We start from the raw sequence: 12,104 nt of genomic DNA on the forward strand, positions 1-12,104 counted from the left end.
AATGGCAACATTTAACCCCACCCCTACCCAGCGCCAGGCAATTAGCGACCGGGACCAGAACATCATTGTGTCGGCCTCAGCCGGGTCCGGGAAGACCGCGGTCCTGGTTAACCGGGCCGTGGACCTGATCAAGGATGGTCGGGCCCAGATCGATAACATGCTGATGGTAACCTTTACCGATGCGGCCGCCAAAAACATGCGGGACAAGATTCGCCAGCGACTGCAGGAGGTCGCCCAGCAAGAGCCCCGCCTGCGAGACAAGATGACATCCCAGATCAACCGCCTGCCCCTGGCCGACATCAGCACGATCCACGCCTTTTGCCTGAAGCTGATTCGGCGCTACTACTTCCTGATTGACCTGGATCCCCAGTTCCGCCTGCTGACCGATGCTACCGAGCAGCTGCTCTTGCAGGAGGACGTTTGGCGCGAGGTGAGTGAGCACTTCTATGAAAAAGCTGATGAGTCCACACCGGATGCGGCCTCCTTTGCCCAACTGGTCCTCAACTTTTCTGGGGACCGGGATGATGAGGGCCTAAACGACCTGGTCTTGAAGCTCGCCGAGATTGCCAATGCCCAGCCGGACCCCGAGCAGTGGCTCAACAGCTTACCGGCGGCATATGACCTGGGCGATGATGTCCTTTCGTCCAAGTTCTTCACTGCCCAGCTCCGGCCCCTCGTTATCCAGCAGCTTGACCAGATGGGACGGGACTTTTACGAGTTGTTGCAGCGGGCCCAACAGGATGGCCTGGACAAGGACGCAGCGGTTTTTGAAAGTGACCGGCTCCTGGTCAACCGTCTCAAGGTCGCCCTGGACCCGAACAAGATGACCGTCCCGGACATTTTAAATATCTTAGACCAGGTCAGCTTCGGTAGTTTTAGCGGCCGCCCCAAGAAGGGCAGTGCGGGCTACGAAGAATTTTCGGCCCTCAATAAGGAACGCAACCAGCTCAAGAAGGACTGGCAAAAACAGGCGACCCAGGTCGACAGCCGCCAAGTGGCCCTGGACCTTATCAAGCAATTCGTCACCGCCATCAATGAGCTGAAGGGTCGGGCGACAGCTGCCCAGCTGGCGGACAAGACGATTGCCTCCCTGCAAAATGACCTCGCCCAGTTTGTCCAGGCGAAGGCCGCGCTGACACCAGACTCCTGGGACAAGGTCCGGGCAATGTTCACGGGTGCCAAGTTCAAGACGATGACCCGGGCACCCAAGGATGACGACCTTGCCAAGGCGGTCCACCAGTCACTAACCAAGTCGCGGAAGACCGTCAAGGACCACTTTAACGGCCTATTGGACCACTTCTTCAGCTATGATGAGCAGCAGCTCCGCCACGTTTCACGTGCGGCCCGCCGCCTGCTGGTCAAGCTGACCCAGACCACGATTGCCTTCCAGCACGCCTACCAACGAGTCAAGCTCCGTCGCCACGTCCTGGAGTTCAGCGACCTGGAGCATTATGCCTACCAGATTCTGACCCCGCCGGCGGACCAGCCGGAGTGGCAGGAACTGGTTGCCAACCTGCAGAGCCACTACCACGAGATCATGGTCGACGAGTACCAGGACACGAACCGCCTGCAGGAGGCCATCCTGATGCGGCTGGCGGGGAAAGACCAGCACAAGCTCTTCATGGTGGGGGACGTAAAGCAGTCCATCTACCGTTTCCGGCAGGCGGACCCGTCGCTATTTATCCATAAGTACCAACACTACCGGCAGGACGGCGCGGATGACGAGGCAATCGTCCTCGGTGAAAACTTCCGGTCGATGAGAAACATCACGGACTTCACCAACCTCCTCTTTGCCCAGCTGATGGGCGCTGACGTGGGGGAGATCGAATACGACGAGGATGCCCACCTGAAGTACGCCGCCACCTACTATGACGAAAACGCGGATAACCAGCCGCAGCCAACGGAGGTCATGCTCTACGACGCCAATGCGGACCCGGACGCCGGTGAAGAGGACCACGAGGATGACAAGCTGGCCGGCGAGCTCCGGATGGTGGGGATGCGGATCAAGCAAATGGTGGCCAACCAGGAGCAAATCTTCAGCGATGGTAAGATGCGGCCAATCAACTACGGCGACATTGTCCTCCTTGAGCGGACCAAGACCATTAACAACACCCTGATGGAGGAATTTAGCAAACTTGATATCCCACTGACCGTCCACGACGTTGAGAGCTACTTCCAGGCGACGGAGGTCCGGGTCATGATGGCCCTCCTGCGCCTGGTCGACAACCCCCAGCAGGATATCCCCCTGGTGGCTGTCTTGCGGTCCCCGCTAGTGGGCCTGACAACCGATGAACTGGCCTTTATCCGCCTGCAGAACCGGTCGGCCAACTACTACACGGCCTTGCGGACATTCAAAGTTAACTACGAAGACCCTAGCCGCCACCTTGCCCAGCCGACCCTGCTGAAGGGGGACGGGGCAACTCAGCTCCTACACGATAAGGTCAGCTGCTTCCTTGACCAGCTGGCAGAATTTCGACAGACCGCCCAGCAGCAGTCTTTGGTCGACCTGATTTGGCAAATTTACAAGCAGACGGGTTACCTGGACTATGTCGGGGCTATGCCCGGCGGGGCCCAACGCCAGGCCAACCTGCACGCCCTCTACCAGCGGGCCCACGACTACGAGCAGAGTAGCTTCAAGGGTCTGTACCAGTTCATCCGCTTCATCGAAAAGATGCAGGAACACGACAAGGACCTGGGGGTGGCGCCCACACAGCTGGCTGACGATACGGTCAACGTGATGACCATCCACGGAAGCAAGGGCCTCCAGTTCCCCATCGTTTTCCTGATTGATGCGACCCATGGCTTTAACCAGCAGTCAACCAAGGAGACGGCCGTTGTGGACGCGGTCAACAAGGTGGGGATCGAGTACGTCGACCGTGACCGGGTCGAATACGACACGCCCCAGCGCCAGGCGGTCATCAGTGGGGTCCGCCAGGGTGAACGGGCCGAGGACTTGCGGGTCCTGTACGTGGCCCTTACCCGGGCAGAGCAGCGCCTCGTGATCACCGGCTCCTTTAACGAGGAAAACCGCCGGCAAACCCTGACCGGGGCGTGGAACCAGTGGCAAAAGGCCTTCCAGTCCACTGGTACCCTGTTGGGGCCGCAACTGCGGGTCAACGCCCGGTCCTTCATGGATTGGATTGGGATGGCCCTCGCCCGGTCGAAGCAGTTTCGCGCTCAGCAGGTGGCCCCCGCGGGGATGACCTTGGAAGAGGGGGCGTTGGCCAACTACGACCGGGAAGCCGCCCTCTTCAGTGGCCAGCGCTTTACGGTTCGGACCCTTACCGTAGCGGACGTCAACCGGCAACTGGCGGAACTGGGGCAGGCCGCATCTACAGTTGACGCGGCCAACGCCCCGCAGCCGGCCCCGGCTGATGAGCAGGCCGCTCTCCAGGCCCTGGATTTTCACTATCCGTACCCGGTGGCCACAAAGACAACCGCCTACCAGTCGGTTACGGACGTCAAGCGCCTCTTCGAATACCCGGACGATTCCGGTGAGGCCCAGTGGGACTACCGGCGCCAGCAGCGGGAGAAGCAGGCCCAGGGGATCTACTTCAACAATGATTTCGCGGTGCCCGACTTTATCAAGCAGGCAGAGCAGACTCCGGCAGCCACCAGCATTGGGACGGCGACCCACCTGGTCTTCCAGAAACTGACGTTGACGAAGGACGGGGTGACGGTCGCGGCCATTAGGGCCCTCATTGACCAGCTGGTTAGTGAGCAGTTGATTGCCCCGGCGGTCGCACCCAAGATTAACCGGGACGGGATCAGCCGCTTTTTCCAAACGGCCGTTGGCAAGAAAATCCTTGCTACACCGGGCGGCTACCACCGGGAAGCGCCGTTTGCAATGGTGATGAACGGTGCTGAATTATTCAAGGAAATTAAACCGCAGAATAACGAACAGGTCCTGATTCACGGAATCATTGACGGCTACCTGGTGACCGATGACGGGATCACCCTGGTGGACTACAAGACCGACCACCTCGTCGACAGTGACCCGGCAATTGCGACCCAGCAGATCGTTGACCGTTACCGGGGGCAGCTGAACCTCTACAAGCAGGCACTCAACCTGATGGAACCGGTGCCGGTTGTCGAAATGGGCCTGTATCTGGTAGAATCAGGACAGTTCATAGCAATTTAAATTAGGTGGGGGTAGTAAACCGTGGCAACAATTAAGGATATTGCGCAAGCAGCAGGCGTATCAGTCTCAACTGCTTCGCGGGCGTTGAATAATAACCCGCGGATCAGTGTCAAGACCCGGCAACGGGTAAAGGAGATTGCTGACCAGCTGGGCTACCTGCCGAACTATAACGCCCAAAACCTGACCCGGGGTGAGTCAAACATGGTGGGGCTAATCTTCCCGGTAACGAGTGATACGGCCCCGGCCAACCCCTTCCACATCGACCTGATGCGGGGAATCAGTGTGGCGCTCAAGCCCCGTCACTACGAGATGGTGGTGGCGATTGCCCCAACGGCTGATGACCTCCTTGCAAGTGTTAAGTCGATGGTTACCCAGTCCAAGGTTCACAAGTTCCTGGTCTTCTACACAATTGAGAACGACCCGGTAACTAGTTACCTCCGCAAGAATAACCTGGACTTTGTGGTAATTGGTCACCCAACCGCCAACCACCCGGACCGCTACGTCGATAACGACAACGTGGCAGCGGGAGCGGAGGCCACTGCCCACCTGTTGGGCCACCACGCCGCTAAGCACCCGGCCTTTCTGCAGTTTACTGATAACTGGGTCTACGAGCAGTCCCGGCGGAAGGGCTACGAACAGTGCCTAGAGAGTCGGGGAATCAAGCCGGTGGTCTGGTACTACCAGGAGAACGGGACCACGGTTGCGGACCTGCTAGCAAAGCACCCGGAAGTTGACTCCTTCCTCTGCTCGGATGACCTATTGCTGGTCCGGATCAATGACCAGTTGCAGTCGCTGGGCTACCCCATCGCCTGTTACAACAATAGTCGGCTGGTGGGGATGCTGCTCAAGGATAACGAACGGGTCGACATGCAACCGCGGAAGCTGGGTCAGGCGGCCGTGGAACTACTGTTTGAGCAGGACGAACACCACCGCATCGTGGATTTTAAGATTTATGATTAGAGATAAGCTGGGAAAAAAGCATCAGAGTGCTCCGTATGGCTAGTATAGGACGATCGTTGGCACGAAACGGGCCAATGATTGTCCGTAACTAGACACTAGGAGCACGCTTTTTTTCCGCGATTACTGTGTAATATTCGGAGAACTAAAAGAGGCTGGTGACGCTTGTTTCAATGGCAATCATTTGCAGTCCCCTAGCTAAATCGTTAAACTTAGTAGGGCAGATATTTAGCTGGAGGGAAATGAAAAATGGAAGAAGTCTACATTGTTGCGGCCCAACGGACCCCGATTGGTAAGTTCGGTGGGGCCCTGGCAGCGGTACCCACTGTCCAACTCGGGGCAACGGCCATCCGCGCGGCAGTCAAAGCCGCCGCCATCGACCCGGCCGCTGTTGACCAGGTCCTGATGGGCAATGTTATCCAGGCGGGTAATGGACAAAATCCGGCGCGCCAGGCCGCAATCGCCGCGGGCCTGGACCAGTCCATTCCGGCAATTACCGTGAATGATGTTTGTGCTTCTGGCCTGTCGAGCATTAACCTCGGGGCCAGCTTGATCCAGTCCGGTCAAGCCCAAGTAATCGTTGCCGGTGGGATGGAAAGCATGTCCCGGGCGCCCTACCTCCTGGAACGGGCACGCCAGGGCTACCGCTTTGGTGACGGCCGCTTAGTCGACGCCATGCAAAGAGACGGCTTAAATGATGCCTGGGGCGGTTACCCAATGGGGATGACCGCCGAAAACGTGAACGACCGTTACCAGGTCAGCCGGGAAGAGCAGGACCGGTTTGCCCTGCGTAGTCACCAGTTAGCGGTGGCCGCCCAGCAGAACCATTCCTTTGATAAGGAGATTGTCCCCGTCACGGTGAAGACCAAGAAGGGGGCCACGGTTGTTCGCCAGGACGAAGCACCCCGGCCGGACACCTCCATGGCGGCCCTAGGTAAGCTGAAGCCCGTCTTCAAGGCCGGCGGGACGGTAACGGCGGGGAACTCCTCTGGCCTCAACGACGGTGGGGCGGCAGTTGTGCTGGCTTCCAAGACCGCGGTCAAGAAGCTTGGCCTTCAGCCCTTAGCCCGCTGGGCAGCCTCCGCTTTGGTTGGCCTCGACCCCCACGTCATGGGCCTTGGCCCTTACTACGCAATCAGTCGCCTATTGAAGCAGACCGGCTTAACCAAGGACGCGGTCGACGTCTTTGAGTTAAACGAGGCCTTCGCCAGTCAGGCGATCGTGTGCCAGCACCTCTTGGGGCTGACCGATGCCCAGCTTAATCCCTATGGTGGGGCAATTGCTTTGGGCCACCCGCTCGGCTGTTCCGGGGCCCGGATACTGGTGACCCTGGTTCACCAACTGCGGGCCCTTCATAAACACACTGGTATCGCGAGTCTCTGCGTTGGTGGGGGCATGGGCGCCGCAACATTAATAAAAATTTAAAAAATTTGCCGTAGTCAAAATCCTTTGGCCACGGCTTTTTCTTCGCTTTCATAATGAAAATGGTTAAATAAATTTGCGCAAACGGTTGCACCAATTTAATTCATCTGGTATATTTAACATTGCAATTAAATGTAAAGCGTTTTCAAAACGCGTTGATAGATTGTTGTGTAGTTAAAGGAGTTGTTAGTAATGAGTCAAGAAAAGCCTGCTACGGCTGGATTACCTACACTATCAAAGTCAACCATTTGGATGATTAACTTTGGTTTCTTAGGTGTTCAGACCGCGTTCACTTTACAAAGTTCGCAAATGAGCCGGATCTTCCAAACCATTGGGGCCGACCCAAACAATTTAGGATGGTTCTTCATCCTGCCACCACTGGCCGGGATCATTGTTCAACCAATCATTGGTTACTACTCTGACCGTACCTGGGCGCCAAAGCTTGGTGGTCGTCGTCTTCCTTACCTGCTGTTAGGGATGATCGTTGCGGTGATCGTTATGCTGCTGCTACCAAACTCTGGTAGTTTCGGCTTCGGTTATGGATCACTTGCGGCCCTCTGGTTCGGTGCCATTACGGTGGCCTTCTTGGACCTGTCCTCTAACGTTGCCATGCAGCCATTCAAGATGATGGTTGGGGATATGGTTAATGATGACCAGAAGAGTTACGCTTACGGGATTCAAAGTTTCTTATCAAACACTGGTGCCGTTCTGGCCGCCATCTTCCCGTTCCTGTTGACCTGGTTAGGGGTTGCCAACACTGCTAAGAAGGGTGTTGTTCCGGATTCCGTTATCATTTCCTTCTACGTTGGTGCCGCACTGTTAGTTATCACTAGTTTGTTCACTGTTTTCCGGGTTCACGAATATGACCCTGCTACTTATGCTATGTACCACGGTATTTCTGAAGAAGATAACGCCAAGGGTGGTAACTGGTTCACGCTGCTGAAGCATGCACCAAAGGCCTTCTGGACCGTTACCCTGGTTCAATTCTTCTGCTGGTTCGCATTCCAATACCTCTGGACTTACTCCGCGGGGGCAATTGCCAAGAACGTTTGGAACACGACCAACGCTACTTCCGCCGGCTACCAAGCTGCCGGTAACTGGTACGGTGTTTTAGCCGCCGTTCAATCAATCGCGGCCGTTGTATGGTCATACGTTTTGGCCAAGGTTCCTAACAAGTACCACAAAGCTGGTTACGCTGGTAGTCTGCTGCTCGGTGCTCTTGGTTTCATCTCCGTCTTCTTCATCCACTCCCAAGGTGCTTTGATTGTTTCATACATCTTGATTGGGATTGCATGGGCCGGAATGAACACTTACCCACTGACCATCGTTACGAACGCATTATCTGGTAAGCACATGGGGACTTACCTGGGACTCTTCAACGGTTCCATCTGCTTCCCACAAATCGTTGCTTCCCTGCTGAGTTTCGCATTGTTCCCACTGCTGGGTGGTTCCCAAGTTAACATGTTCATCCTTGCCGGGATCGTGATGGCTTGTGGTGCCCTTGCTGTTGGTGCAATCAAGGAAACTTACGCTGAATAAGCTTGATTAGTGTAAATCGATTAATAAAAAAATTATAATAGGGGCGTAGGTGATACACCCCTTTTTGATAGAGAAAGGACTTGAATTCAATGAAACAAACATTCGAAATTGCTCCATGGCACGTTGCAACGAAGAAGTGGGATCCAGAAGACAAGCGTCTCCAAGAATCCATGACGAGTTTGGCAAACGAAAATCTCGGAATGCGGGGCTTCTTTGAAGAAGGGTACTCTGCAGACCACATGCAAGGGGTTTACCTTGGTGGGGTTTGGTTCCCTGACAAGACCCGTGTTGGTTGGTGGAAGAACGGTTATCCAAAGTACTTCGGTAAGATGATCAACGCGGTTAACTTCATGAAGCTGATCATCAAGGTTAACGGCGAACAACTGGACCTGGCTAAGCAGACACCAAAGGACTTCAAGCTGGACCTTGACATGAAGCGCGGTGTTTTGACCCGTGAATTCACGGTTGAAATTGGTGGCACGGAAATGTACTTCCACTTTGAACGTTTTGTTTCCGCCGTTCAAAAGGAATTAGTTGGTCAACGCCTCCACATCAAGAACCGTGGTAACGGTGACGCTAAGGTTGAAATTACCAGCATGATTGATGCGGACGTCTACAACGAAGACGCCAACTACGATGAACAATTCTGGAACGTCCTCAACAAGGAAGCTAAGGGCGAACGCGCTGAATTGACTTCCATGACCAAGAAGAACGACTTCGGCACGCCACAATTCATCGTCGGCATGCAAACCACGACCAAGACTGACCTGGACCACGAAGGTGACGGGACGGACGAAAAGGATGCCTACAACACCTTTGCTGGAACGGTAGCTGCTGGTAAGGAAATTAACTTCGAAAAGCGGACCGTGGTTGTTACTTCACGGGACTTTGACACCGAAGAAAAGATTGAAAAGCACCTTGACGAATTGAGCGACCAGTTCGACGGCCAAAGCTACGACGACCTGTTGGACCCTCACGTTAAGGAATGGGCCGACCGGTGGACCAAGTCTGATGTTGAAATTGATGGTGACGAAGGGGCCCAACAAGGGATTCGTTTCAACCTCTTCCAACTCTTCTCCACTTACTACGGTGAAGACTACCGCCTCAACATTTCACCAAAGGGCTTCACTGGTGAAAAGTACGGTGGTGCTACTTACTGGGACACTGAAGCCTACTGTATCCCAGTTTACCTGGGGGTTGCTAACCCCGAGATTGCTCGTAACCTGCTGATGTACCGTTACAAGCAACTCGATGGTGCCTACGTCAACGCCCAACAACAAGGCCTGAAAGGGGCCCTCTTCCCAATGGTTACCTTCAACGGGATTGAATGCCACAACGAATGGGAAATCACCTTCGAAGAAATTCACCGGAACGGTGACATCGCCTACGCAATCTACCTGTACACTAAGTACACCGGCGACAAGTCTTACGTTCTCCACGAAGGTGCCAAGGTCTTGACCGAAATTTCACGGTTCTGGGCTGACCGGGTTCACTACTCACAAAACAAGAACAAGTACATGCTCCACGCCGTAACTGGTCCGGATGAATACGACAACAACGTTAACAACGACTGGTACACTAACCTGCTTTGCCGGTGGACACTGAAGTACACCCTGGAAATCTTGGACGAAGTTGACGCCGACGTTGCTAAGAAGCTGAACGTTTCCGAAGACGAAAAGCGGCGTTGGAAGGGCATTGCCGACAACATGTACCTGCCATACGACAAGCAACGGGACATCTTCCCAGAAAACGATGGCTACATGGACAAGGACCTAACGCCCGTTTCTGAAATTCCTAGTGACCAACTGCCACTGAACCAACACTGGTCATGGGACCGGATCCTGCGTTCACCATACGTCAAGCAGGGTGATGTTATCCAAGGTCTCTGGGACTTCATCGATGACTTTACGAAGGAACAGAAGAAGAACAACTTCGACTTCTACGAACAATACACAGTTCACGAATCAAGCCTGTCCGCTTCGGTTTACTCCATCATCGCTTCTGACATTGGTTACGAAGACAAGGCCGTTGAACTGTACGAACGTTCCGCACGGCTCGACCTGGATAACTACAACAACGATACTGCCGATGGTCTGCACATCACTTCCATGACCGGTTCATGGCTGGACATCGTGCAAGGGTTCGCTGGCATGCGGGTTCGTGATGGTCAACTCCACTACGCACCATTCCTGCCAAAGAAGTGGAACTCTTACCAATTCCGTCAAATGTTCCGTGGCCGGATCCTGAAGGTTAAGGTTGACAAGAACGGTACCAAGATCGACTTGGTATCCGGTGACCCAATCACGATCGACCTTGACGGTAAGAAGCTGGAATTAAAGTAATTCTGGGAGGCAATTAAGAATGAGTTTTGAAGATTTAAAGGGATTTGCCTTTGACCTTGACGGTGTGATTGCCGACACGGCCCGTTTCCACGGCCAGGCATGGCACCAACTGGCTGATAAGGTTGGTACCGAATGGACTCCCGAACTGGCGGACAGCTTGAAGGGGGTTAGCCGGATGGACTCCCTGGAACTGATCCTGAAGGCCGGTGGCCACGAAAATGACTACAGCCAAGACGAAAAGGTTGCCCTGGCAACGGAAAAGAACGACAACTACATCAAGTTAGTTGAAACCCTGACACCGGCTGACATTTTGCCGGGGATGAAGGACTTCTTGGATGAATTGAAGGCTAACGGTTACCACATCGTGCTGGCTTCTGCATCCAAGAACGCTCCTAAGGTATTAAAGTACTTACAGATTACGGACTACTTTGAAGGGATTGTTGACCCTGCCAAGCTGACCCATGGGAAGCCAGATCCAGAAATTTACAGTGAAGCTGCTAAATTGATGAACCTGCCGGCTAACCAGGTTGCTGGTTTGGAAGACGCCCAAGCCGGGATCGAATCCATTAACCGGGCGGGTGAAACTTCAATTGGTTTCGGTGCTTCTCTGAAGGACGCCGACGTCAAATTTGACCAAACCGGTGAAGTTTCACTGGCTGCTATCAAGAAGCAAATGGACTAACAACTCTCTATCAACCTATCAATCTAACTATTACCGTTTGCTTCTTAACTAAAAGTCGACCAGCATTGGCTGGTCGGCTTTTTTGATAGGCAAATCACCCCAAGGCACTAACTAAAAGTTATATAATATGGGGGAATGAGAAAGGATGGTACTTATGGTCGAATTAAAAAATATTAACTCTATTTACCACTTAAATAACGGGGTGAAGATTCCCTGCGTTGGTTACGGGACGTTTCGGACCCCGGCCGACGTTGCAGAAAAGGCCGTTGCCGATGCGATTGACGTTGGCTACCGGCTGATCGATACGGCGGCGGTTTACGGCAATGAAGAAGCGGTCGGTAAGGGAATCAAGGACGCCGGAATTGACCGGCACCGGCTCTTCATCACCAGCAAGCTCTGGAATGACCACCGCGGCTACGAAAAGGCTAAGCAGGCCATTGACGAAACGCTGCAGCGGATGCAGCTCGACTACCTGGACCTCTACCTGATCCACTGGCCAGCTAACCAGAAGCAGTTTGGAACTAAAGCGGCCGAAATTAACGCCGAAACCTGGCGGGCAATGGAAGAGGCTTACCATGAAGGAAAGATTCGGGCCCTCGGTCTCAGTAACTTCATGCCCCACCACATTGTGGACCTGATGCGGACCGCGGAAGTGGCTCCAGCGGTTGACCAGATTGAGGTCCACCCCGGCTGGCCACACGTTGAGGAAGTCAAGTACCTGCAAGCCCATAACATCCTGGTCGAAGGGTGGGCACCGCTGGGTGGTCAGGGCGCCAAGGTCATGACCAATAAGACGATGCTCCAATTGGCCGACAAGTACGGTAAGACGGCGGCCCAAATCTCCCTGCGTTGGTTGATCCAGCGGGGCGTCCTTCCGTTACCAAAGTCCACCCACAGGGAACGGATGGTCCAAAACACCCAGCTCTTTGACTTTGAACTCAGTGATGAGGACATGAAGAAGATTGAGGCCCTGCCAAACCTTGGCGGCCAGTGTGCTGATCCTGACGATGTGGACTTCTAG

7 protein-coding genes are annotated in these 12,104 nt (G+C 54.4%); all 7 read left to right on the forward strand.

Features of this window, described 5'->3' with window-relative positions; all coding sequences use genetic code 11:
• Position 1: 1 nt before the first annotated feature.
• Positions 2 to 4,141, forward strand: a complete 4,140-nt coding sequence (addA, locus tag QOS01_RS03055; RefSeq protein ID WP_283621051.1) for a helicase-exonuclease AddAB subunit AddA — start codon at positions 2 to 4, stop codon at positions 4,139 to 4,141.
• Positions 4,142 to 4,162: 21 nt separating this feature from the next.
• The gene (locus QOS01_RS03060) at positions 4,163 to 5,101 is read left to right on the forward strand and encodes a LacI family DNA-binding transcriptional regulator (protein WP_283621052.1); all 939 of its coding nucleotides are present in this window, start codon (positions 4,163 to 4,165) and stop codon (positions 5,099 to 5,101) included.
• A gap of 246 nt (positions 5,102 to 5,347) precedes the next feature.
• Complete coding sequence (locus QOS01_RS03065) at positions 5,348 to 6,523, forward strand: thiolase family protein (protein ID WP_283621053.1); 1,176 nt, start codon at positions 5,348 to 5,350, stop codon at positions 6,521 to 6,523.
• A 189-nt stretch (positions 6,524 to 6,712) separates the two neighbouring features.
• Positions 6,713 to 8,059 carry an SLC45 family MFS transporter gene (locus QOS01_RS03070; RefSeq protein WP_283621054.1) on the forward strand — a complete coding sequence of 449 codons (1,347 nt, stop codon included), beginning with the start codon at positions 6,713 to 6,715 and terminating at the stop codon, positions 8,057 to 8,059.
• An 89-nt stretch (positions 8,060 to 8,148) separates the two neighbouring features.
• Complete coding sequence (locus QOS01_RS03075; protein ID WP_283621055.1) at positions 8,149 to 10,401, forward strand: glycoside hydrolase family 65 protein; 2,253 nt, start codon at positions 8,149 to 8,151, stop codon at positions 10,399 to 10,401.
• A gap of 19 nt (positions 10,402 to 10,420) precedes the next feature.
• A complete protein-coding gene (pgmB, locus tag QOS01_RS03080) occupies positions 10,421 to 11,083 on the forward strand; it encodes a beta-phosphoglucomutase (protein ID WP_283621056.1) in 663 nt (220 codons plus the stop codon).
• Between the two features lie 154 nt (positions 11,084 to 11,237).
• The gene (locus QOS01_RS03085) at positions 11,238 to 12,104 is read left to right on the forward strand and encodes an aldo/keto reductase (RefSeq protein WP_283621057.1); all 867 of its coding nucleotides are present in this window, start codon (positions 11,238 to 11,240) and stop codon (positions 12,102 to 12,104) included.

Source organism: Limosilactobacillus avium, from assembly GCF_947381485.1.
Classification (GTDB): Bacteria; Bacillota; Bacilli; order Lactobacillales; family Lactobacillaceae; genus Limosilactobacillus; species Limosilactobacillus avium.

Coding starts and splice junctions, on each gene's coding strand:
- addA (WP_283621051.1), top strand. CDS start 2: ATGGCAACATTTAACCCCACCCCTACCCAGCGCCAGGCAATTAGCGAC.
- QOS01_RS03065 (WP_283621053.1), top strand. CDS start 5,348: ATGGAAGAAGTCTACATTGTTGCGGCCCAACGGACCCCGATTGGTAAG.
- QOS01_RS03070 (WP_283621054.1), top strand. CDS start 6,713: ATGAGTCAAGAAAAGCCTGCTACGGCTGGATTACCTACACTATCAAAG.
- QOS01_RS03075 (WP_283621055.1), top strand. CDS start 8,149: ATGAAACAAACATTCGAAATTGCTCCATGGCACGTTGCAACGAAGAAG.
- pgmB (WP_283621056.1), top strand. CDS start 10,421: ATGAGTTTTGAAGATTTAAAGGGATTTGCCTTTGACCTTGACGGTGTG.
- QOS01_RS03085 (WP_283621057.1), top strand. CDS start 11,238: ATGGTCGAATTAAAAAATATTAACTCTATTTACCACTTAAATAACGGG.